Consider the following 23537-nt stretch of genomic DNA (forward strand, 5'->3'; position numbering starts at 1 on the left):
AAGCAAGCGTGCAAAAATGCGCCTAGGCTATACACCTATAAGACAAAAGAGCCGGCCCAGCCAGCTCTTTGCCATCTTTTATCGTACTACTCTTACTTGTTGTTTTCTGCTGAAACAGGCACTGCACCGAAATACTCTTCTAGCGTAGTTCCCTTTTCGCTGATTTCTTTTGCGACATCGACTCCAACATAGCGAATATGCCACGGCTCATACATGTAGCCCGTAATCGCATCCTTCCCTTCCGGATAACGGATGATGAAGCCATACTCCACGGAGTGCTGGGCAAGCCATTCTGCTTCTTTTGTTCCCCCGAAGCAGCTCTCTGCCGCACACTTTCCATTTATCCCGGAAACGTCAATGGAAAGCCCCGTCTCATGCTCGCTTGTACCCGGTACAGCACTGTAGGTGCGTGCTTTCTCCAATCCGTCTTTTTGCACGTAGCGATTAAAGAGCGCCTTCTGGTAGGCATGGGAGCGATAAGCGGATACTCCTGCCAGGGAAACACCGTCCCCTTTTGCCGCGGCAAAAAGCTGTTCAAGAGCCCCAGCCGCTTCCTGGCGCATCTTTCGTTTTTCACTCTTTTCCGGGAGCAAGTACGGGACATTCGGGAAAACCAAATCTTGTGGCGTATAGTTTTCAGGCAGCTTCTTCTGCTTATTGACCAGCACCGTCATGCTTTGTGGCTCAGCGACAACCTCGATATCTGGCAACTCGAATGAGTCAGAAGGTTTGTTCGCTGGCTCTTGCTTGGGTGGCTTGGTCTCTTGGGGCTTCTCTTGTTTTTCTGGATTTTCTTTTACCGGATCAGTGACAGGCGGATTTGGCTCTGTAGGCTTTGTTTCCGCTGGTGGTGTCGTTTCCGGTTGTACGGTAGGGGTTTCAGGAGTTGTGGTGTTCGGTTGGCCAGGAGCGGCCAGACTGCTGCACCCCGCGAGTAATACGATCGCAGATGTTACCAGAGCAAGCTGGTACTTTTTTCGGTAATGTAGCATTCTCATCGTGACGTTCCTTTCGCTTGGGCTAGGTGAAGCGTAGAGCCCTTTACGGATTATGGATCCCTACCTCAAGCAGAGTACCTACTATTATGACATAAATTGTCCCGTTTTCGTCACTTGATCATGGTATTTTATCTCATTGTAATCATTTTTTCTAAAACGAAACAACTGGACTAGCCCCAACCCAAAGATAAACCCCCGCAAGACTTGTCCTGAGAGTCTTACGAGGGTTATACTTATTGCTCTTCTTTTTTGGCAAACCAGGTTGCTAGAATGGACCCCGAAATATTGTGCCATACACTGAAAATCGCACTCGGTACAGCAGCAAGTGGGTTAAAATGCGCTGCAGCCAAAGCAGCTCCTAATCCAGAGTTTTGCATTCCTGTTTCCAAGGTAATCGCTTTACGCTTCGCCAAATTCAATCCGAACAGCTTGGCAAAAAAGTATCCCAGTAAATAGCCCAATACATTGTGAAGAATGACGACGGCAAAAATAATCAGACCCGTTTCTACGATCTTTCCTTTATTAATGGCAACGACAATCGCTACGATCAGCACGATCGCAATCGTTGATACGAGCGGCAATGCCTTCGCGCTTGCTTCCGCCTGCTTGTTAAACAGCGCTTTGACAATCACTCCGAACACAATCGGTACAATGACGACCATGATAATATCCATAAACAGGGATTGGGTATTAATCTCCATCCAATGACCTGCCAAAAGCGAAATGAGTGCAGGTGTCGCAATCGGTGCAATCAAAGTGGAAACGGCTGCGACAGAGACTCCCAGTGCCACATCCCCTTTGGATAGATACGTCATGACGTTGGAAGCAGTACCACTCGGACAGCAGCCTACGAGGATTACGCCAACCGCAATATCTGGTGGAAGATTGAGTGTAACTGCGAGTACGTACGCCAGCGATGGCATGATCAAGTAATGACCAACCACACCGATCAAAACATCAACAGGTCTGCGAAACACTTCCCGGAAATCAGCTGATGATAAAGTCAGCCCCATCCCAAACATAATCACGCCAAGTAAAAACGAGATGTACCCTTTTCCTCCAACAAAAGCTTCTGGTGCAAAAAATCCAAGAATCGCAAACAGGATAACCCAAACAGAAAAAGTTCCCCCTACAAATTTGCTTATTCTCTCTACGGTATTCACTTTGCCTCTCTCCTAATTTTTCAAATTAACTAAAAATATTTTTCAATTATACTGCAATTCTTTTTGCAATTCTATACAATAGCATTATTCTATTTATACTTATTAACTATGTGCCTATAGTTTTTCGGTTATAAGTAAACCTGCATTGCGGGGATTTCTCATGTAAAAAGGACACTCTTGAATTCCAGAGTGCCCCTTTGCCTTTGATCATTTTCATTTCTTGATCATGACCTTATCCAGCATGAGATAACCAGCCGGACTCATGGCAAAGCCCTCGATGCTATTATGAATGGCCGCCAGATTTTCCAGATTCCGAAACGGCACGATTAGCGCCTCTTGCAATTCCAGCTCCTGTGCTTTCGCATATATACTCAATCGTTTTTGTGTGTCTGTTTCCTCTCTGCCCGCTTCAATAAATCGATCCAGCTCCGGGTTGCTGTACATAAAGCTGTTCCCTCTTCCACCGCCAATCGTATGGAAGAGATTGTACTGATTGTAATCAGCATCACCGGTTGCATTTCCCCAGCCGCTCACAAAAATGTCGTGCTCCTTTGTGTGTTCAATCATTTCCACAAAATCATCGTAGCTGACTACCTGGATTTTTGCATCAATCCCGATGCCTTTTAGCTGTGATCGGATTACGCCTGCCACATTCACGCGGTCTTTTCGGTCATAGGTAAGAATGGTCGTAGAAAAGCCATTCGGATATCCTGCCTGTTCCAGTAAATCTCTGGCTTTATTCAAGTCGTACAGATATTTTTTCAACGAAGAGGAATACCCGAATACTTTTGGCCCAAGCGGGGAGTTTGCTGGTGTACCGACATTGTTATAGATCCCTTTAATAATCGAGCTTGTTTCAATGGCATAGCTGATTGCTTGGCGAACACGCAAATCATTCAATGGCTTTTTCGCAACATTGAACCCGACAAATTCCGTCCCCAAAGCTTCACTGCGGTAAATCCTCATCTGCGAAGAGGCTTGTATCCGATCAATCTCTGTAACCGGGATCGACTCAGCAATATGCGCCTCTCCTTGCTCTACCAGCTCGATTCTTTCTTCATCATCAGGAATCACTCGAAAGATAATCTGGTCGAGCTTTGGCTTTTCCCCCCAATAATTTTGATTCTTCTTCAAGACAATTTCCTTCCCCGCTGTCCACAATAAAAACGTAAACGGTCCTGTCCCAACCGGATGATGGGACAAATCGTTTCCGAACGCAGCAATTGCTTTAGGACTCAGGATACTTCCTTCATGACTGGCCAAAATGGACAAAATCGGGGTAAACGGGGCAGAAAGACGAATCTGCACCGTATAGTCATCGATAATCTTTACTTCTTTGATTTTGTCAAACATCGCCGCTCTGGTTGAAGCTACTTGCGGACTCAATACGCGATCAAACGTCTGCTTGACGGCATCTGCACGAAACAGGGTCCCATCATGAAATACGACGCCATGACGCAGCTTGAACTCCCATGTCACATCGTCTACTTGCCTCCATTCCGTTGCAAGCTGGGGCTGAATCACCATATTGATATCTCGTGTGACCAAGCCTTCGTATACTTTTTGATAAACTACACTCGCTGCGCTAATCGTTGAAATGAAATGAGGGTCCAGATTCCCTGCGTCGAACTTGCGGGCTATGACCAATGTACCGCCTTCGACTACCGATTTACTCGGTGGGAGCTTGTGTTCATCTGATGGCTTTTTACCCAGAGTACAGGCAGTTAGGGAGGCTCCTACCACCAATAGCAATCCGATCAGCCAGATGTAATGTTTCACCTTTTCCTTCATAGACCCTCCTCATACTTCTCCCGGTTCATCCCTCTACTATTTTGTGCAAAAAGACCGCCTTCTCTTTAGCAAGTGCAAGAGTGGCGGTCAGGTTATTCATTTTGGCGAAAGCATGCGATTAACGTTGGCCTTTTTCAAAGATGGTCTTGTAGGCTCCAAATCCCTCTTCTTCCAAACGATCTTTTGGTATAAAACGAAGAGCAGCGGAGTTGATGCAGTAACGAAGTCCGTTTTCACCGGGACCATCCTCGAAAACATGTCCCAAGTGCGAGTCAGCACCTTTGCTGCGTACCTCCGTTCTCACCATATTGTGAGTCAGATCGATATGCTCTGAAACATTTTCCTCCGTCATCGGCTTCGTAAATGATGGCCAGCCGCAGCCTGAATCGAATTTATCCAATGAACTGAACAACGGCTCCCCTGAAACGATATCTACATAAATGCCTTCCTCCTTGTGATCCCAAAATTCATTGGAAAAAGGACGCTCGGTTCCGCTATTTTGTGTAACCTCGTATTGCAGGGGAGTAAGCTTTTTCTTCAATTCTTCCAGCTTGCCATGGTCGCGCCATGCTTCCTTGGTGAATTGGGCTCTGCCTGATGCAGCACGATAATACTGATAGCGGAGAGGATTTTTTTGATAGTAGTCTTGGTGGTAATCTTCTGCTGGATAAAAAGGCTTCGCGGGCAGAATCAGGGTTTGAATCGGTTTGGAAAAGCGACCACTTGCATCCAGTTCTTGCTTGGACTGCAAAGCGAGACGCTCCTGCTCTGGAGTGTGGTAGAAAATCACGGGAGCGTAGGACTGTCCGCGATCCCCAAATTGCCCTCCTGCATCTGTCGGATCGATTTGACGCCAAAAGATTTGCAGCAGCTCTTTGTAAGGCATGAGAGTTGGATCATATGTAATTTGCACGGCCTCAAAGTGCCCTGTCGTATCGGAGCAGACTTGTTCATACGTCGGATTTTCAACATGACCGCCTGTATAACCTGAGACGACCTTTACAATACCAGGCATTTTGTCAAATGGACTGACCATGCACCAAAAGCATCCACCCGCAAAGGTTGCGATCTCAATTTGGGAGTTTTCACTGTTCACGCTTTTCGCCTCCTGAAGTTGTACCCATCCTTATTATGATTGATTGTACCTGTTTTGCAAAAAGAAAGTCCACTCTGGAACTGTCAGAATACAAAAGACCCCGCACCTTTGTGTGCGAGGCCTTTTCCATCATTAATTTGTGCGATCAAGCGCTTGTGCAAAACCGGAGATCAAAAATACCATGTGGGCGATGCCTTCTTCGAAATCTTTCAGGCGAATCGACTCGTTTGGTGCATGTACCTTGCAGCCTACCCAGCCTACCCCTGTACTAACAATCGGAAGCTGTAGCGCCTCGCCGAAGGCAAACATCGGACCTGTACCTGCTGCGTTAGGTGCAAGCACCGGCTCATTTTCATAAACGAGGCGGGCAGTGTTTAGCACATGAGCCACGAACGGATGGTGGAAATCGGAGCGATACGCTTTTTGTCCGTTAATCATTTTTACCTGAATATCCGTAAATCCGTGATCATTCAAATGCTGCTGAATGCACGCAAGAATGTGATCGGGGTCTTGACCTGGGACCAAACGGCAGTCCACCTTTGCCTTTGCACTTTTCGGCAAAACGGTTTTGGCTCCTTCGCCAATGTATCCGCTAACCAGACCGCAAATAGTCATGGTCGGATGAAATACCATTGCATCGCGGGGATCCGTACCTTTTGCCTCTGTAATCAGTGGGCGCTTCAGTCCATACAGCTCCGTTACCGCAGCTTCATCGAATGGCAGCTCGGCAACGACCTTTTTCTCATCTTCGGTTGGCTCTATGATGCCATCATAGAAGCCTTTTACGAGAATTTCATTTTGCTGATTTTTCATCGTTCCCAGTGCTTGCACGAGTCGCCATGCCGCATTGTCGACATAGGCTCCTACAGAAGAGTGCATGTCGATGTCGGCTCCGACGCATGTCAGCTCCATGTAAGCCATGCCTTTAATACCGGCCACCATGCCGATTCTCTCAGCCTCATCTTTTCCACCGAATTCCCAAATGCATGCATCGGCAGCAAAAACCTCTTTATACTCCTGAATATACGGCTCCAAATTGGGACTTCCGATCTCTTCTTCGCCTTCGATCATGAATTTGATGTTGCACGGTAGTCCACCTTCCGCTTGTTGAAGAATCTGGATAGCAGTCAGTCGGGCTACCAGATCGCCCTTGTTATCTGCCGCGCCACGCGCAAAGAGCTTGCCCTCTAGGATTGTTGGCTCGAACGGCTCTGTATTCCATTCTTCAAATGGTTCAGGTGGCTGCACGTCATAGTGGTTGTAGTAAAGCAGTGTTTTGCTTGCATCACCCTTGCTTCCTGCGGCAAAAAATCCGTAAACGACAGGATTGCCACCGAGTCCGCTTAACACTTTTGTTTCGCCGCCAATATCCTCAATCATCTTCACGACGTACGCTACGGTTTCCGGGATGGCTTTATGCTGGGCAGACACGGTTGGGAAGCGCAAATATTCTTTCAGCTTTTCAACTGCTTCTGGCAAGCTTTCCTTCACATAACCGAGCACTTGTTCTTTTTCCATAACGGAATGCCTCCTTATCGCTTCCTATTAGAATGTCTACTAAACCGACGCCTTCTCAGCCGTCAGCAAATAGCTTTCAAACCAGTCTGCTGTATACTCCAGACGAAGGACACGCTGCTGTGGATCGCCACTACGCGACAGCTCGTGGCTCGCACCAGGGAAACGGATGAACGAAACGGGTGCCTTATCGTGGTAGCGCAGTGCAATATACAATTGTTCTGCCTGTTCAATCGGGCAACGATGATCTTGTTCACCGTGCATGATCAATAGTGGCGTTTCGATGTTGGCTGCCAAGCGGAGCGGTGAATGATGCCACATTTTTTCTGGATTGTTAAACGGATTGGCCATAATTTCTTCGGCTGTAAAATAGTAACCAATATCACTGACCCCATAAAAGCTCAGCCAATTGCAAATGCTGCGATCGGTAACTGCTGCTTTGAATTGATTGGATTGACCGACAATCCAGTTGGTCATCAATCCGCCGTAGCTGCCTCCCGTTACCCCGAGTCTGGTTTCATCGACGAAGTCAAAATGGTTGCACGCGTATTTAACAGCACTCATCAGATCGAGATAATCGTTTCCGCCGTAATCTCCGCAGCACGCCTGGACAAAACGCTCTCCGTAACCAAAGCTGCCGCGCGGATTGGTATAGAGAACCGCGTATCCTTTTGCCGCCAGAACCTGGAATTCATGAAAATACGTGTTTCCGTACATCGAGTGAGGACCACCGTGAATTTGCAAAACCATCGGATATTTTTGACCTTGCTGATATCCAACTGGCTTCATCAACCAACCGTGCAGCTTCCAGCCATCTTCCGCTTCGAATTCGATTTCTTCCACAGCAGGCAGCTCCAGCTCGGCAAACAGGTCATGATTGACATCGGTCAAGCGCTGTTCTTCCTTGGTATCGAGATCCACCTCAACCAAATCACCAGGACTTGCGGTATCACTTACGACCATAATCAGCTTCTGCGCTTTTTCATGCAGGGAGAAGCCGTATACATTGCGACTTCCTCCTACAATCTGCGTGATTTGGCCGTCCAGCGTCGTATGATAGATACCGGAATTCCCACGCTCACTCGCGATGAAGTACATTCCTTTGCCATCTTCCCTCCACACAGCTCCAGGATTCGGATGACCCGGGGAACGTACATCCCCAATCGTCGAATCTCCCACCTGAACGTCCCACTCAGCTGTAATGCATGTTTGCTCATCATTCTCGAGGTTGTAGACCCAAACTCTTTTCTGTGCAGCATGAAGATGAGTATCCGACTCACTTCCAATAAGAGCTAGCTTTTTCCCGTCAGGTGACCAGGTCGGAAAAAAGAATGTTCCTTTACTTTTCGTTACCTTTTTCCATTCCCCTCCTGAAAATGGAACCAGGTAGACATCGATGCTATGTTGCTTGTCTGGATTTTCAGCTCGGTTTGCAGTTATCGCCAGCCACTCACCGTCTGGAGACCATGCGCCAACTGTATGATTGTACGGGCCTTCACTGATCGCTCTCATTTCTCCGCTCTCTACGTTGACGATAGCGATCTGTTTGCTTTTGTCATAGATGTATCCATGATCATCGGATTTGTATTTCATCCGATTGACTACGATCACTTTTTGTACCTCTTTTTTGGACTCGCCCTCTACATCAGAAAAGGAATCTTCCGGAGAAAGCATGGAGGAGAAGACGATGTGTTTGCCATCTGGTGACCATATCGGGTTAGATACTCCCGTTTTGCAACGGGTCAGCTGCCGTGCTTCCCCTCCTTTTGCATCGATCAACCAGATTTGCGGCGTACCCGAACGGTTAGAAACAAAGCTGATTGTCGCTCCATCAGGAGACCAGCGAGGAAACGTATCGCGCACGGCACCTACGGTCAAGGATGTCAGGTCTTTGGAATCCAACGATTGCAATACCAAATGATTTCGGTACTGGCGTTGTTCGTCAATCATCGTCTCCACGAAAGCAACCGATTTTCCATTAGGAGATAGCTGTGGATCGCTCGTATACCGGATCTGATACAAATCTTCTGCCCTAATACAACGTTTAGTCGCTGTCATTTCTGATTCACTCCTTTTCATTTGTAGACACCACAAGCTCTTGCATAAAAAACTGGGTGATCTTTTGATTCAATGTAATGTGGTTATCCAGCTTTTCTGTGAAGTGACCTTCATCCTCGAAAATGTGCAAAGCTACCTGCTGTCCTCTATTTTTCATATCTGCTACCAATTGTTCCGCTTCCGTCACTGGTACGCGCGTATCATTGCGTCCATGGAATACAAGCAGCGGCGCCTGGATTTTTTCCGAGTGATTGAGTGGCGCGATTTCTTCGAAGAAGTCACTATCGTGCTCAAGTGAGCCGTATTCTACCTCGCGCAGCTTGCGACGCCATTCCCCTGTATTTTCGAGGAAGGTCCGGAAATGGGATATCCCGACGATGTCGACACCCGCCGCCCACAGGTCTGGATAATGGGTAAGCGCTGCGAGTACCATAAAGCCCCCGTAGCTTCTGCCCATAATCCCGATCGCATGTGGATTTACCGTCTCAAGCTTGGACAAGTCCTTAACGAGCCATGCCAAATCGGCAACTGAATCCATCCGCTTGCGTACGTCATCCAATTTGACATATTCGCGACCGTATCCCATACTTCCACGGACGTTTGGTGCCACTACTGTAAAGCCCTGGTTGGCCAAATACTGAAAAACGGGATGGTATTCCGCACGAATTTGGCTTTCTGGCCCACCGTGTACATAAACTACGACAGGACTATTTTTCTTCTGTTCCTTGGCATACAGAAAATACGGAACCTCCAGACCATCGAATGAAGCAAAGGAGCGTAATTCTGGCTCGATCAAATTTGTCTCGATTGCTTCTGATCGCCCGATTGTCGTCACTTGCTTGCTGGTTTTCGTGGAAATCGTATAGGTCCACACGTCTCCTGGGAGTGTTGGACTTTTCAACACGAATCCTAGCTGATCTTCTGTGATCCAAGACAGAGAAGTGATGACTCCTTGCCGGACGTTTTCAATCTTTTGCCACTGCTTGTCATCCACCTGGAACAGAGAAAGGGTCGATCTGCCGCCTTCATTCGTAGAAAACGCCAATGTCTTTTCATCCGCAGACAGCTTCACTTCCTCAATATCCCATTTTGGTACATGAACAAGCTGCTGCAGCTCGGCACTGTCGAGATGAAAGCTGCATAGCGCCATCGTATTTTCGTCCCGGTCCGTAACAATATAGCCTTGCTTCCCATCCTTGGTTAGCTGCAATGAATGAAACCGCGCGTTATGTGTACATATCGGAAGCTTGTGAGCTGACTTTGTTTGCAAATCGAGAAGATAGAGCGAATTATCGATATTGGTTTCCTGGACACTAAAGACCAGACCCGTGCCGTTCGGAAGCCAGCCTACCGGATCACATCGACCGTCATAGCGGAACACTTCCTCGTATTCGCCACTGTCCACATCCTGAACAAAAATATCAAAGCAGCGGGGATGACGTCGGTTACTGGACCACGCGATTTTTTGGCCGCATGGCGACCAGCCCCCTAAGTAGTGAAAATAGGCAGGTGCTTCAGTCAAGGGCTTTACTTGTGTGCCATTTTCTGTCAGTAAAAAGAACTGCTGACGTTCATCGCCTTTGCAATCCATTCCTACGATCGTTTTGGTCCCGCATGGGGAATGATCTACTTCGACAACCCGATCCGGCAAAAATGTGATCTGCTCGGCGGTCTGTCCCTCCTCGTTCCATCGATACAATTGCGCGATACCTGTCAATTTGCTTAAAAAGGTCAACTCTCGTTTTTTCGGTACCACCTTCAATTGATATGCTGATTTCACTTGTAGATAGTCCATGATCATGGGAAATCATCCTCTCTTGTCGGTGTTTGTATGTTCGGTGTTCGTATGTAAAGAGAAAAAAGAGGAGAATCTCCTCTTTTTCCTTATTTATTTCTGTGAAAAACGTCGAGATGTTTTTACCGAAGCTGATGCTAGATGTTACGCTGAGGCACTCTGTCATGAAAGCGAATGTGATCGCTTGCGCTCAAACACTTTTGTCCCCCGATGATAAGGGAAAACAGTCATTACTGTCTTGTTGCCCAACGCGCACTTGGGAATGCGTTGACTGGGTAAGTCAGACCTTCGATGCCTGGTTTCACCAGGTAGTTTTGTTGATAGTGGTACAATGGGATGAACGGCATGTCATCCATCAAGATCTCTTCCGCTTTGTGCAAGAGCTCCATACGCTTGTTAGGATCTTGTTCTACTTTTGCAGCCATATTCAAAGCATCATAGTCTTTGTTGACCCAACCAGTGCGGTTGTTCGGGCTGTCACCCAGGTAGTAGTCGAGGTTGAATGCCGGGTCACTGATTTGACCTACCCAACCCATACGGCCCATTTGATAGTTTTTCTGTCTTGTTGTATCGAGGTATACTTTCCACTCTTGGTTTGTCATTTTGATGTCGACGCCAAGATTTTTCTTGAACATTTCCTGCATCGCTTGCGCAATTTTCTTGTGACCTTCATCCGTGTTGTACATGAGGGTTACTTCAGGAAGTGTAGACCAGCCTTCTTCCTTCAACCCTTCTGCAAGCAGCTTCTTCGCTTCTTCAAAATCTTCTTTGAAGTAGTCGCCGCCTTCTTCGCGGAAGTCTTTTCCAGATGGCGTGATTGCTCCGCGAGGTACCATGGAGTATGCAGGTGTTTCTCCACCTTGGCTAACCATCTCTGTCAATGCTTTACGGTCGATCGACATCGCAAATGCACGACGTACTTTTTTGTTCGTAAATGGCTCTTTCGTTACGTTGAACATGTACATATACGTACCGTAGTAAGGAACGGATTTGTAGTCAGGGCTGGATTTTTCTTGTGCGAGAATGTCAGATGGCATCTCTTTGTTAAAATCAAGCTCACCGCTCTTATACATTTGATACGAAGTTGTCGCGTCGTTCACCATTTTCCAGGTGATCTTGTCCATCTTCACATCGTCTTTGTTCCAGAAATTTTCGTTCTTTTCGATAACTAGCTCGGAATCATGCTTCCAGGAAACCAGCTTGTATGCACCATTGGAGATGTACGTGTCTGAATTCGCTGCCCATTTCGGGTTGGCTTCAGCCGCTTTTTTGTTGATTGGGTGCCAGTAGCGAGTCGCCAGCATCTTATCGAAATAGGAAGTTGGAGCTACCAATTCGATTTCCAATGTTTTGTCATCTACTGCCTTGATTGCTACGTCTTCTGCCTTACCAGTACCCTTGTTATATGCTTCTGCCCCTTTAATGTAGTACAGCAGGTAAGCAGTTGTAGAAGCAGTAGCTGGATCGATATGCTTCATGAAGGCGTAAGCAAAATCTTCAGCCGTAACTGGTTCTCCGTTTGTCCATTTGGCATCGTCACGTAAAATGAACGTGTACTTCAGCTTGTCGTCGGAGAGCTTTACTTCTTTGGCTGTTCCCAAAATCGGGTTGCCGTCTTTGTCTTTCGTGTACAGACCTTCACCCAAGTGGTCCATGATCCAGAAGGATGTCGTGTCTGTCGAAGTGAGCGGGTTCAAATCTGGTGGCTCTGATTTGGCATTAAATACCACTTCTTGTTTCACCGCAGCGCCAGGCGTGCTCGTGGATGATCCTCCACCCGCCGGTGCTGTACTGTTGCCGCCGCCACCACCGCAACCAGCAAGAGCTGGCACAACAAGCGATAGTGACAAAGCGAAGGCTGCAAATTTCTTCACAATGTTTCCCCCTGTATAATTAAGATAAAATCGAACTACTGATAGAGATGACAAGCAACCCAGTGGTTTGAGCCTACTTCTTTCCACTCAGGCACTTCCGCAGAGCACTGCGGTATCGCCTTCGGGCAGCGTGTTCGAAACACACAACCGCTAGGAGCATTGGCAGGGCTTGGCAAATCTCCCTGCAAAATAATTCTCTCGCGCTTAACGGTTGGATCTGGAATCGGAATAGACGATAGGAGTGCTTGCGTATAAGGATGCAGCGGCTCGGCATACAGCTCATTGCTGCTTGCCATTTCCACCATTTTTCCTAAATACATCACGCCAATCCTCGTCGAGATATGTTTTACCATGGAGAGATCATGGGCGATAAACAAGTAAGTAAGTCCTCTGTCCTGCTGCAGGTCTTCCAAAAGATTGACAACCTGCGCCTGGATCGACACATCGAGTGCAGAAATCGGCTCGTCCGCGATAATAAACTCAGGCTCTACCGCTAGTGCTCGGGCAATTCCAATCCGCTGCCGCTGACCACCGCTGAATTCATGCGGAAATCTGCTGGCATGAGCTTTGGAAAGACCGACGAGCTCCAGCAGCTCCTTCACCCGATCCGCTCTCGCACCTTTTGACAAGCCGTGAATATCAAGCCCTTCAGCGATGATATCCATAACAGTCATTCGCGGGTTGAGACTTGCTTGCGGATCCTGAAAAATCATCTGGACATCGCGGTGGAACTGGGCGGCATCCCTTCCTTTGAGCTGATGGGCATTCTTTCCTTTAAAGAGGACCTCGCCATCTGTATTCTCGTAGAGGCGTATGATCGTCCTGCCTAACGTCGACTTGCCGCATCCGCTTTCGCCTACTAGACCGAGTGTCTCTCCTCGTTTAATCGAAAAGGTAACGCCATCAACTGCTTTTAAGAGAACACCGTTGCCAATATCAAAATGCTTTTTTAAATTTTTGACCTCAACCATTGCTTCACTCATCCTGCCTGCCTCCCTGCTGCCACCAGTTCCTCAATCTTTGGTGCTCGTGAATCATGCAGCCAGCACACAGCCTGATGACCATTCTCAAAGTCTGTTACGGTAGGCATTTGTTGTTCACAAATTTCCATCGCAAACTGGCAACGAGCCGCAAACGGGCACCCTTTTGGCGGGTCGAACAAATCTGGCGGAGAGCCAACAATCGGAACAAGACGCTCTTTTTCTTCGCCATCAATACGAGGCAAGGAGCGCATCAAGCCCCAGGTGTACGGATGTTTCGGACTCGCGAAGATATCCTCAACCGTACCTGTTTCTACAACAATCCCCGCATACATGACCACTGCGCGATGCGCGATTTCTGCCACAACCCCGAGGTCATGCGTAATGATAACAATGGATAGCTGCTGCTTCTCTTGGAGATCTTTCATCAGATCGAGAATCTGAGCCTGAATTGTCACATCGAGCGCTGTCGTCGGCTCATCCGCAATGACGAGCTTGGGCGTATTCGCCAGTGCAATCGCGATCACGACACGTTGTCTCATCCCTCCGGAAAATTCGTGTGGATATTGGTCTATCCGTTTTTCCGGATCAGGAATTCCTACTAAGCGCAGCATTTCGATTGCTTTTTTACGAGCGTCCTCTTTGCTGACGTTGTGGGTACGGACGAATCCTTCGACAATTTGCGTACCGACCTTCATCGTTGGATTGAGAGCAGTCATCGGGTCTTGAAAAACCATTCCGATTTCAGATCCACGTATGGCCAAGAGGTCTTTTTTGGACATATCTGTGATGGACTTCCCATCAAATGTGATCTTCCCGTCGACGATGCGACCAGGAGGATTCGGGATTAGTCCCATGATGGCTTGTGCCGTCACACTCTTTCCACAGCCACTCTCTCCTACAACAGCAACCGTTTCACCGCGTCCCACATGAAACGTCACTCCTCTTACCGCCTGCACCTCTCCTCCGTAGGTTTTAAAATGCACCCGGAGGTTCTCTACTTGCAGCAAATACTCTGTCATGTCTGATTCCTCCTATCCTTCGGTGAGGTTATTCGCGTATCCGCGGGTCTAATGCGTCCTGCAAGCCATCTCCAAACACGTTAAAAGCGAACATCGTCAGTGAGATCATCAGGGCCGGGAAGAACAACCTCCACCAATCCCCCGTTAAAATGACCCCTAATGCATCGTTCGTCATCGTGCCCCAGCTGGCAACAGGTGCTTGTACACCTAAACCGAGGAAGCTGAGAAAAGATTCCGCAAAGATTGCGGATGGAATCGTAAAGGTCAGGTTTACGATGATTACTCCAATCGTATTCGGTATCAGATGACGCAACAAGATGCGCGGGAACTTGGCTCCCAGCACTTGTGCGGCAAGGATAAACTCCTGGTTTTTGAGTTGCAGGATTTGCCCACGCACCAAGCGAGCCATGCCTGTCCAGCCTGTTGCGGACAGTGCGATAATGATCGTAAGAACACCTGGCTCCATGACGACCATCAGCATGATGACAACGAGCAGGTACGGCAGACCATACAAAACCTCAATGATGCGCATGATGATCGTGTCGATCCGGTCGCCGCGTTTTCCTCTTCCCGCCATGTAACCGGCAATCCCGCCGACTGTAACGCCAATAACCAAGTCAATCAAAGCTGCTGTAACTCCAATGACGAGTGAGATACGTGCTCCGTACCAGGTACGTGAGAACATATCACGTCCCAGCTCATCCGTCCCGAACCAATGCTCGCTCGATAATTCCTGATTCGCCGTAAGCAGACTCTGATCGGAGTAGCTATATGGCACCAGATGCGGGCCAATTACTGCCATGAGCACCATGCCTAGAATGAGAATGAGACCAAGCATCGCCAGTTTGTTTTTTATCAGCTTTCGTGCAACCTGTTGAAAGTGAGTGAGGCTTGGTCGCATTTGGACGATCTGTCCATCTGTTTTTTGTGCCTTTGGTCGAAACAACTCATTTACCGATTGATCCATCGCCATAGGCTACCTCCCCCTACTCGACAATTTGATTCGTGGATCGATAAACAGATAAGCCAAATCAATCAAGAAAATGATGAGTACCAAGATCGCACTGTAAAACACAGTCGTTCCCAAAATAACAGGATAATCTCGATTGAAAATGCCATCTACGAAGTATTTACCGATACCGGGAACTGCGAAAATCTTTTCTACAACGAAGGTTCCTGTGAGCAAGCCAGCTACAAGCGGCCCTAAGAAGGTTACTACCGGCAAGATCGCATTGCGAATCCCGTGTCTGATTACAATTAAAAACGTTGGAATGCCTTTTGCTTCCGCTGTTTTTATGTAATTCTGATTCATCACGTCAATCATGCTTGTCCGCATGTAGCGTGTAATGATTGCCAACGGCCCAAAGGCGAGCGCAAGTGACGGTAAAATCGAATGCTTCCAGCTCGCAAGTGTGGCAACTGGAAAGAGCGGCAATTTGATCGCCAAGTAATTGATGAGCAACGGTGCCATGATAAAGCTCGGAACGGCAATTCCGAGTACGGCCATAACCATTGCAGCGTAGTCGATCCATGTATTCCGATTCAGAGCGGCAATCGTTCCGAAAAGAAGTCCGAAAAACAAGGCGACGGCGATTGCTTGCAAGCCGATTAGTGCAGAAGCTCCAAATCCATCCTTGATCATGTCGTTAACACCACGTGTCTCTGATTTGATCGAAGGTCCTAAATCAAGCATTGCCAAACTTTTCAGATAAGAAAGATATTGCATAGGCAATGGCTCATCCAAATGATACTTCGCACGCAGGTTCAGCAATATTTGCTCGGGCAGTTGATCTGATTCAGATGCAAACGGGTCACCCGGAATCATATGCATGAGTGAAAACGTCAGCGTCACAATAATCCACAAGGTGAGTACCATCATTAGAATTCTCTTTAGTAAATAACGCGACATCCACAGGCCCCCTATTCAGACATACAAAGCGGTCACGACCGCCAAACGATCATATCCATCCTCGTGAAAACGCCGAGACGTTTTCAAAGAAATAGATTTTCGACCCTATTCGCACCCCCCTTAACGGAAATTCGCCTAAATCATTCCTTAATTCAACAATATACGTGCTATCTGTATTTCATGTCAATTCTGATTTTTAGTTTTTTCTAACTATTTTTTAAAGGAATTTCGGAAATCGTGTCTAATTTAGTCTATTATAAACGGAATTTTTCCCTAATGAATCCTTTAATTAAACCATTTTCTAGTTTTTTAACCAAGTTCTTTCCGTCGATGGGAGGTATTATGTATTTGCATATAACCAAAAAACGTACTATGATGCCGAAAAGAGGATAGCTATTTTTCATGCCGAATAGAAACTCGGTAGTTTATCGTTTGGTTGGAGGAACTAATGATCATAAGAGTCGGCCTAGTAGGTCCTAAGGATTCAGTCGAATTGATGTTAGGTGTCGGCCGAGAGTTTGCTGATCAGCTCGTGCTCATCCCCTATACGTATCAGCGCGCAGAAGAAGCCAGCGCATTCGTAGCAGAAAACAATCAAAACGTAGATATCTGGTTTTTCTCCGGAATTGGTCCCTACTCGATTGCAAGGGAACAACTTCAAAAGCAAAAAGCGTTTTATCCTCAAATAAATGCCAGTGTACTATCAAAGGTCTTGCTCGAATTGGTTTACCGTGATGGGATTTCCCTTGATCGCGTTAGCTTTGACACCGTTTCCGAAATGCATTTTCGCGAGACGCTGGAAGAGCTTGACCTTACCTGTGAGAATCCGTATTTGAATCCCTATGAAGAATTAAGGCTCACTAATCAATGGGTTAGTTATCATACGGCCTTATACAACACAGGAAAGGTTGACGCTTGTGTGACGGGGATGCTGTCCGTAGCGGAGGAGTTGAAACAGCAGGGCATCAAGGTCTACAGGATGGGTTTTACGAGGCTGACATTTCGAGAAATCTTTAAGCAAATTGTACAAGAAGGAGAAACCCTCCACTTCAAGCGATCACAGATTGCTGTTCAACTGATTGAAGTATCCGATGTAGAGAGGCTCGTCAATGAACCTGCAAACGCTTACGATTTGAGGAGACTCGATCTAAAGCTACAGGAGATCATTTTGGATTACACCGAATCTATTTCAGGCAGCTTCGTCGCACTGGGCAACTATAAATTTATTATCTTCTCCACCCGAGGTTCACTGGACGACAATCCTGCTTTTCACCCTACCATCATCCTCGAGCAGCTCATGCTGCTGACCCATTCAACAGCCAACATGGGAATTGGTTTTGGCGTAACCGCACTCGCTGCAGAAAGAAATGCACAGCTTGCTCTCGTTCACGCCAAAAAGTATACGAATTCGGCGATTCTCGTCGATACAGACGGCTCGATTGAAGGACCGTTACGTCAGGCAAAAAGCATCAGCTATGGCTATTGGACAGAAGATAAGGAAATCAGCGAGAACTTGAAAAAAGCAGGCGTGAGTATCACCACTTTAAACAAAATCATTTCTGTCCAAAAGGCACTGGGTCAAAATTACATTAGCGCTACCGACATGGCCGAGTGGATGGGGATGACCCCACGAAATGCAAGACGAATCTTGAGTGATTTGGCTGAACACAATATCATCGAGCAAATTGGAGAAGAAACCCCCATGAATCGGGGACGGCCACGCAAGATTTATCGCGTTCTCCCCTCTCCTGTAGACAGCAGCCTGGTATAAAATAACTGACTGGTACAGAAAACAGCGGCAGGCTAGGATGAGTACAAATTCCTAGTCTGCCGCTTGTTTGATAGGTAATCTCCGCTATAGATCCAAAACCAGCCTCCCCTTTCCTCGCGATACACAGCTTAACATGGTTCGATTGGATTTTTGCTGTTCTTCGGATAGAAACGAGTCAAAGTGAACAATCTCTCCTTCTGTCACCTTTATTTCGCAAGTCCCGCAACCGCCTACACGGCAGGAGTATGGGATCTTGATTCCATTTTGCAACAGCACGTCCAACAAGGTAGCGTTCGCTGGAACCTCAAGCTCTGTTTCCTTTCTTTTCATTCTTATTTGGAACGCATGTTGTTCCTTCATTGGCCTCGGAGCAAATCGCTCGAAGTGAACATGGAAGGGAGGATAGCCATATGTCTTGGCTGAAGTGGCAAAGTCTTGAATCATGCTCTCAGGACCACAAAAATAAACATGCGTACCAATTCGATGATTCAAAAGTTGCGTTGGAGATATACGTTTTTTGTCTTCACCATTCGAAAAATAAAAGTGACATTGATTTGGGAAGGCCTCATGCAAGTAGTCATAAAAAGCACACTGCTCTTTTGATTTTGCCGCATAATGCAGTTCAAAGGTCTTATTCTTTTCAGTGAGCTCCGCCATCATAGATAAAAATGGGGTAATCCCAATCCCGGCTGCATAAAATGCGTGATGCTTCGCTTGAAAGCTCAATGGAAAGTAATTCTTCGGGTAGCTTACTGATAAAACATCACCTACTTGAACGTGATGGTGCCAATAATAAGAGCCCCCAGTTGAATCTTCTGCTAAGCGGACAGCGATTTCAAGCAGTCCCGTCTTTGCCGTTAGGTTAAAAACAGAATAATGCCGATCCAATATTCCGGTGGGTTGTGGTAAAAAAGTTGTTATGTGAGAACCGCCACTAAAGGGCGGAAGTATGGTATCATCTATTGCTTGCAATGTGAATCTTTTGATTGTGGAAGTTTCTTCCTTTATATTTGCTACACGCACTTGAAGTGCTCTGTTTCGATACAACTCAATGTTCCTCCTGTATTCCGTTATTTGATCGATGAATAACCAAGAAATGCATCTAAACGACGTGAATAATGGTTCGAAACTTCCAGGTATAGTCCACAATGTATACAGATAACGTGCAATACTTCCTCGACCTCATGAATCCCATAGCATTTACTGCAAAGTAACTTCTTTCTAGCAGGTCCTATGACTTTCAATTGCATTTCAAATTCCGTAAAGCCTGCCTCCAAAGCCAGATTTTTTATTCGACTAACAAATTCCCACTTACCAGACAAGTACATATAGGTTCCCATTTTTTGTTGACTGAACCACTGTTCAAGGAAGGAATCAGATTCATGTTCAATTTCGAGGAAATCAAATGGGACATGATCTTCCATGGTCTGACGAACGAGTGGATATAACGCTTCTGCACCCGCTGAATCGGTGCAAAATAAATATTTCCTTTTCCCCTTGCTAAATAAAAGCTCCTTTTGCACTGGTCTTATCATCTCTTTTTCATTTCCTCTACAAGATATTCAAGTACATGTTGCCGATAGTGGGAAATCCCTTTGTAATCAGAAATAAAATCAGGGAGTCCGTGCAAAATAGCATAAAATTGCTCTAACCAAGGTGGATGCTGAATGAACCTTTCCAAAGGAAGCATGTGTGAATGAATGGTGAATAAAATTCCGTTGCTTTTCGGCAGACGAAATAGCTTTTGCATCTCTACCCTCAAATGCACGAGCCATCCTGCATTTTCCTTTGTCACTTGTTTGCGTGCCTGCCCCCATTCTGCAAACGTTTCAAGCGAGGTATCTAGCTTGTTGCCCGCCATGAGTGACCAATTTTTTCTTCCCCACGGAGTGTCTGCTTCGATTCGCATGAGAAATTGCAGGATTCGATCATCCAGTAATTCTGACTGAAACCCCGGAATTGGCGAATGGATTTCTTTGAAAGTCATCCCTACGTTAAAATACAAAGACCAATTGGCTGGAAAGCATAGCTGGCCAGCGTCTAGAAACAGGTCGCCGTCCCGCTGCATCATCAAAAGTAAATCTTCTTGAACATGACGACCGATAAAATCCAAAGGTTCTTCCTCTAGTGTTGTTCGATCTCCGAAGATAAAAGCTACTCTTTCATTTGTCAGGACGTTTGAAAAAATCCACTGTTCATCATTCTTTTCCAATTCAAACAGTTCTGGATAAAAATAGACAAGATGATGTAAAATGAGATCAACAACTTCCCATTGTGCATCCATTGTATGTGGTGATGATTGATAACAGCGCTCTGGATGGTTTGTAAGCAGCTCTCTTTTCAAACGAATTTCATCCAAGTACTTATCCGTCACTTCAATTGGATTCGGTGGACGTAATGGGACTGCATTGTTCGAGTACTTGTAGGCTTGACTATCACCAAAGGGAAAAGGAAAAGATCGTAAATCATCCTTTAAGATCATACAGTCACCTTTTTCTGAATTTTTTATCTGTTTATACTATACAAAAAATAAAGGCGGATTCAAAACACAAAAAAAGAGGGCGATTTCTCCCCTCTTTTTCATGTTTACGCTACTTTTGCTATTCACTCTTTTTCCCGTTACGGCAACATTACACCGATTTCGTCTGTTTTGCCAGCATTCTCCCACTCGCACCCTGTGGAGCCTGCTTCGATCGCAGGGATGCTACGACAACTCCAGCAACAATGAGCAGAGAACCTCCTATCTGCACTGCAGTGACATGAGACCCGAGTAATAAAAAGCCAACAAGCATCGCGACGAACGGCTGTAAGTTAAGAAAAATGGCTGCTTTCCCAGTACCTACGATTTGCAGCTGTGAATTCCAAACAATCCCACATACACCTTGCATCAAAATCGCCGTGAAAATGAGCAGGAGCCACGCCCAGCCCTCATGGCTAATCTTGGCTGCCGGATCGATTGTAAGCAGTGCTGCAGGTGTCAGAAAAAGTGTTCCCATTGTCGTAGAATAGACCGTTGAAATGAACGGGTGCAAGGTCTGCGTCAGCTTTCGAATAATGATCATTGAAGACGAGAATGTAACCATGGCGATCACAATGAGTAATACGCCTTTGGAAATTGATAAGCCAGCCCCTATCCCCACGACAAAAAAAGTACCCACGAGTGCCAGCCCAGAACCGATCTTCATGCGCAAAGTAAATTGTTCTTTTAAAAACAGCGAAGCGAGTACTGCAGTCACGATTGGTGCCATGGATAAAATCAAGGAAGCTGTCGTAGCATCTGTTGTCAGCAAACCGTTAAAATAAGCAGTTTGATTCGCTAACGTTCCGATCAGTCCGAGCATGATCAGCAAGCCTAGCTCTTTTGAATTGATTTTCACAAACTTTTTGGTCACCCAAGCGTAAATCAGCAAAAACATTGAGGTAAATAACAGCCGAACATCTGCAAGAAATAGCGGTGGAAATTCTTTGACCAACATACTTCCAAACACAAAATTACTGCCCCATAACGTCACACAAAACAACAATAGCATGTAGGACCGAATCATGGATTAGCCTTCTTTCGCCCGTTGCATTAATCATATCGTAGCAATACTACATGAGAAACTGAAAAAAGTCCATGAGTTTACCTGCTATACTTTTATCTAATTTATGTCCGATCAAACACATTGACACCAGGGACAATCATGGATTGGGCAAGTAAGGCATACGACCTCAGCCAAAAGGCATGGCAAAGCCAAGTTTTCTAATAATCAGGAATAGCGGTAAGGATCATGAATTCTGTCACCTCGTACTCCTCCGCCAGCTTTCCAACTCTGTATGTATATCCTGCCACGAGGATTGTTTCGCTACTTTTCCTGAACCGTATTAAAAAGAACATTATGCAATGCTTTTCCATAGATGTGCACGGGCATATCCTCTTTACTGATATAATAGAAAATCGCCATGCCATTCTCCAGCGACAAAATCGTCCAAGCCATTTCTTCTGCTGAAAGCGGAGGCTGATGGCTCTGTTTGACTAGTAGCTGTTCAATAGCTTCAGACATTTGACGAATAGACTTTCGAATCATTTCTGACCACTTGTGACTAACGGACTCTTCCCGCATGGCGTAGAGTAAAAACTCCATATTCAGCATACTCCATGCCCGGTTTTCTTGGCGGATGGAATGAACATAGTCCTGCATAGTTTCAATAAAATGGGAGATGGATTGATGCTGGTCGATGACTTTCAGGATATTTTGCACATGGACGTGCATCTGTTGTTCCATGATTGCCAGAAAAAGCTCTTCTTTGGAATGAAAATGGGCGTATACCGCTCCTTTACTGAATCCAGCAGTTTCGGCAATTTTATCCACAGAAGCCCCGTGAAAGCCGAATTTCGCAAAGGTTTCTACAGCTGATTCCAGAAGTAACTGCCGTGTTTCCTTCTTTCGCTCCACTTGGGTTAGTCTGCGTCTGACCATTCTTCCTTCTCCTTCGCTTGACATTCGTACTCTGTAGCATTAATATACCACATAGTATATAAATTCGTATAAGTATGTAAATAATTTTATCGCTGGATGACGCAAGAAACAAACTACCAATCATGTCACTCTAGATTATGAGCTGACTTTTATATATTCTAGTAAGGGGAGGTGGCTCAGCATGCGAGGAGAAGCTCACGCTGCAGCGCAGAAACAAAGTCTGCCATCTATTTTGTCGCAAACCGTAAAAACCGGTATCATTAAATCGAACTTGGTTCCAATGTTCGCAGGTCTGACATTGGCTATGTTTACATATCACTACAGCCTGCTTGAAAAGCTACCGGAAATCTTGCTTTCTTTTGTAGGTTCGTCTCTGATCATGGGGGCAGCCGGTGCATTTAACAATCTCTATGATCGCGATATTGACGCCATTATGGAGAGAACCAAAAAAAGACCTACCGTGACCGGTGAGATCGAGCCTCAGTTGGTCCTGTGGCTGGCGATCATCATGACTGTTCTGGGCTTGACCGCTCTCGCATTTACCACTACTCTAGCAGCTATCCTAGGGTTTCTAGGATTGTTTTTTTATGTTGTACCCTATACCATGTGGAGCAAGCGAAGAACGATTTACAACACGGAGATCGGAAGTATTTCGGGAGCGATGCCGCCTCTCATCGGATGGGCTGCCATTTACCCGGATATCACTCATCCTGCTGTTCTCGGTTTGTTTATTATTATGGTGATTTGGCAAATGCCGCACTTCTACACCATTGCTATTCGCAAGCATGACGAATACAAGGCAGCTAAGGTTCCGATGCTCCCTGTTGTTAAAGGAATAAAACGAACCTATATCCAAACGAATATTTATCTGGTTGTCCTGATTGCTGCCAGCTTTCTCTTTGAATCACTCAGTATTGGTCTGATGCTGGTTGCTCTACTTCTGAGTGTCGCTTGGCTGGCATTGAGCGTTCTTGGCTATTCAAAGATGGATTCCGAGAAATGGGCAAAATCGATGTTTATTTTCTCTCTGGTTCATATGACCGTTCTTTTTTCGACAGTCATTATTTACTCGCTCATGGGTATCCTGTTCGGATTGTAAAAACGC

Annotated in this window: 19 protein-coding genes; 2 read left to right on the forward strand and 17 right to left on the reverse strand. The window is 46.2% G+C overall.

The annotated features are described in order from the left end of the window. Positions 1-92: 92 nt before the first annotated feature. From ADS79_RS18795 to ADS79_RS18850, 12 genes are all read right to left on the reverse strand, one after another. Positions 93-998 carry a M15 family metallopeptidase gene (locus ADS79_RS18795; RefSeq protein WP_049739923.1) on the reverse strand — a complete coding sequence of 302 codons (906 nt, stop codon included), beginning with the start codon at positions 996-998 and terminating at the stop codon, positions 93-95. Between the two features lie 233 nt (positions 999-1231). Then, positions 1232-2161, reverse strand: coding sequence for a bile acid:sodium symporter family protein (locus tag ADS79_RS18800; RefSeq protein WP_049739924.1), 930 nt, complete (start codon positions 2159-2161; stop codon positions 1232-1234). Between the two features lie 213 nt (positions 2162-2374). Further along, entirely contained in the window at positions 2375-3952 is a 1578-nt protein-coding gene (locus ADS79_RS18805) for a glutathione ABC transporter substrate-binding protein (protein WP_049739925.1), read from the reverse strand. Between the two features lie 118 nt (positions 3953-4070). After that, positions 4071-5048, reverse strand: a complete 978-nt coding sequence (gene msrB / locus ADS79_RS18810) for a peptide-methionine (R)-S-oxide reductase MsrB (RefSeq protein ID WP_049739926.1) — start codon at positions 5046-5048, stop codon at positions 4071-4073. A 132-nt stretch (positions 5049-5180) separates the two neighbouring features. Beyond that, positions 5181-6566: a M20/M25/M40 family metallo-hydrolase gene (locus ADS79_RS18815; protein WP_049739927.1), complete on the reverse strand. Its 1386-nt coding sequence runs from the start codon at positions 6564-6566 to the stop codon at positions 5181-5183. Between the two features lie 39 nt (positions 6567-6605). Continuing rightward, complete coding sequence (locus tag ADS79_RS18820; RefSeq protein WP_049739928.1) at positions 6606-8621, reverse strand: S9 family peptidase; 2016 nt, start codon at positions 8619-8621, stop codon at positions 6606-6608. 7 nt (positions 8622-8628) lie between these two features. Next, positions 8629-10422 carry a S9 family peptidase gene (locus ADS79_RS18825; RefSeq protein ID WP_049739929.1) on the reverse strand — a complete coding sequence of 598 codons (1794 nt, stop codon included), beginning with the start codon at positions 10420-10422 and terminating at the stop codon, positions 8629-8631. A gap of 224 nt (positions 10423-10646) precedes the next feature. After that, positions 10647-12290: a peptide ABC transporter substrate-binding protein gene (locus ADS79_RS18830; RefSeq protein ID WP_049739930.1), complete on the reverse strand. Its 1644-nt coding sequence runs from the start codon at positions 12288-12290 to the stop codon at positions 10647-10649. Positions 12291-12325: 35 nt separating this feature from the next. After that, a complete protein-coding gene (locus tag ADS79_RS18835) occupies positions 12326-13273 on the reverse strand; it encodes an ABC transporter ATP-binding protein (protein WP_049739931.1) in 948 nt (315 codons plus the stop codon). Continuing rightward, positions 13270-14292 (reverse strand): ABC transporter ATP-binding protein, encoded by a 1023-nt coding sequence (locus ADS79_RS18840; protein WP_049739932.1) that lies wholly within the window; start codon positions 14290-14292, stop codon positions 13270-13272. The genes ADS79_RS18835 and ADS79_RS18840 overlap by 4 nt, the downstream gene beginning before the upstream one ends. Positions 14293-14320: 28 nt before the next feature. Next, a complete protein-coding gene (locus ADS79_RS18845) occupies positions 14321-15265 on the reverse strand; it encodes an ABC transporter permease (RefSeq protein ID WP_049739933.1) in 945 nt (314 codons plus the stop codon). Between the two features lie 3 nt (positions 15266-15268). After that, positions 15269-16201: an ABC transporter permease gene (locus tag ADS79_RS18850; protein WP_049739934.1), complete on the reverse strand. Its 933-nt coding sequence runs from the start codon at positions 16199-16201 to the stop codon at positions 15269-15271. A 451-nt stretch (positions 16202-16652) separates the two neighbouring features. Between ADS79_RS18850 and ADS79_RS18855 the strand changes: the two genes are divergently transcribed. After that, positions 16653-17972, forward strand: a complete 1320-nt coding sequence (locus ADS79_RS18855; protein ID WP_049741063.1) for a helix-turn-helix domain-containing protein — start codon at positions 16653-16655, stop codon at positions 17970-17972. Positions 17973-18056: 84 nt separating this feature from the next. Here the strand turns inward: ADS79_RS18855 and ADS79_RS18860 are convergent, their stop codons facing one another. From ADS79_RS18860 to ADS79_RS18880, 5 genes are all read right to left on the reverse strand, one after another. Beyond that, on the reverse strand, positions 18057-19019 hold the full coding sequence (locus ADS79_RS18860; protein ID WP_049739935.1) for a PDR/VanB family oxidoreductase: 963 nt from the start codon (positions 19017-19019) through the stop codon (positions 18057-18059). Positions 19020-19042: 23 nt separating this feature from the next. Then, a complete protein-coding gene (locus tag ADS79_RS18865; RefSeq protein WP_049739936.1) occupies positions 19043-19507 on the reverse strand; it encodes a dimethylamine monooxygenase subunit DmmA family protein in 465 nt (154 codons plus the stop codon). After that, positions 19504-20454, reverse strand: coding sequence for a heme-dependent oxidative N-demethylase family protein (locus ADS79_RS18870; RefSeq protein ID WP_049739937.1), 951 nt, complete (start codon positions 20452-20454; stop codon positions 19504-19506). Before ADS79_RS18870 ends, ADS79_RS18865 begins: the two co-directional genes overlap by 4 nt. Before the next feature lie 148 nt (positions 20455-20602). After that, the gene (locus tag ADS79_RS18875) at positions 20603-21517 is read right to left on the reverse strand and encodes a DMT family transporter (RefSeq protein WP_049739938.1); all 915 of its coding nucleotides are present in this window, start codon (positions 21515-21517) and stop codon (positions 20603-20605) included. Between the two features lie 300 nt (positions 21518-21817). Further along, positions 21818-22432, reverse strand: coding sequence for a TetR/AcrR family transcriptional regulator (locus ADS79_RS18880; protein WP_049739939.1), 615 nt, complete (start codon positions 22430-22432; stop codon positions 21818-21820). 181 nt (positions 22433-22613) lie between these two features. On the opposite strand from ADS79_RS18880, the gene cyoE reads away from it, so the two are divergent. Further along, the gene (cyoE, locus tag ADS79_RS18885) at positions 22614-23531 is read left to right on the forward strand and encodes a heme o synthase (protein WP_049739940.1); all 918 of its coding nucleotides are present in this window, start codon (positions 22614-22616) and stop codon (positions 23529-23531) included. Positions 23532-23537: the final 6 nt, after the last annotated feature.

It is taken from the genome of Brevibacillus reuszeri, from assembly GCF_001187725.1.
In the GTDB taxonomy this organism is placed as follows: domain Bacteria; phylum Bacillota; class Bacilli; order Brevibacillales; family Brevibacillaceae; genus Brevibacillus; species Brevibacillus reuszeri.

Coding starts and splice junctions, on each gene's coding strand:
- ADS79_RS18795 (WP_049739923.1), bottom strand. CDS start 998: ATGAGAATGCTACATTACCGAAAAAAGTACCAGCTTGCTCTGGTAACA.
- ADS79_RS18805 (WP_049739925.1), bottom strand. CDS start 3,952: ATGAAGGAAAAGGTGAAACATTACATCTGGCTGATCGGATTGCTATTG.
- ADS79_RS18815 (WP_049739927.1), bottom strand. CDS start 6,566: ATGGAAAAAGAACAAGTGCTCGGTTATGTGAAGGAAAGCTTGCCAGAA.
- ADS79_RS18820 (WP_049739928.1), bottom strand. CDS start 8,621: ATGACAGCGACTAAACGTTGTATTAGGGCAGAAGATTTGTATCAGATC.
- ADS79_RS18825 (WP_049739929.1), bottom strand. CDS start 10,422: ATGATCATGGACTATCTACAAGTGAAATCAGCATATCAATTGAAGGTG.
- ADS79_RS18835 (WP_049739931.1), bottom strand. CDS start 13,273: ATGAGTGAAGCAATGGTTGAGGTCAAAAATTTAAAAAAGCATTTTGAT.
- ADS79_RS18840 (WP_049739932.1), bottom strand. CDS start 14,292: ATGACAGAGTATTTGCTGCAAGTAGAGAACCTCCGGGTGCATTTTAAA.
- ADS79_RS18845 (WP_049739933.1), bottom strand. CDS start 15,265: ATGGCGATGGATCAATCGGTAAATGAGTTGTTTCGACCAAAGGCACAA.
- ADS79_RS18850 (WP_049739934.1), bottom strand. CDS start 16,201: ATGTCGCGTTATTTACTAAAGAGAATTCTAATGATGGTACTCACCTTG.
- ADS79_RS18865 (WP_049739936.1), bottom strand. CDS start 19,507: ATGATAAGACCAGTGCAAAAGGAGCTTTTATTTAGCAAGGGGAAAAGG.
- ADS79_RS18870 (WP_049739937.1), bottom strand. CDS start 20,454: ATGATCTTAAAGGATGATTTACGATCTTTTCCTTTTCCCTTTGGTGAT.
- ADS79_RS18875 (WP_049739938.1), bottom strand. CDS start 21,517: ATGATTCGGTCCTACATGCTATTGTTGTTTTGTGTGACGTTATGGGGC.
- ADS79_RS18880 (WP_049739939.1), bottom strand. CDS start 22,432: ATGGTCAGACGCAGACTAACCCAAGTGGAGCGAAAGAAGGAAACACGG.
- cyoE (WP_049739940.1), top strand. CDS start 22,614: ATGCGAGGAGAAGCTCACGCTGCAGCGCAGAAACAAAGTCTGCCATCT.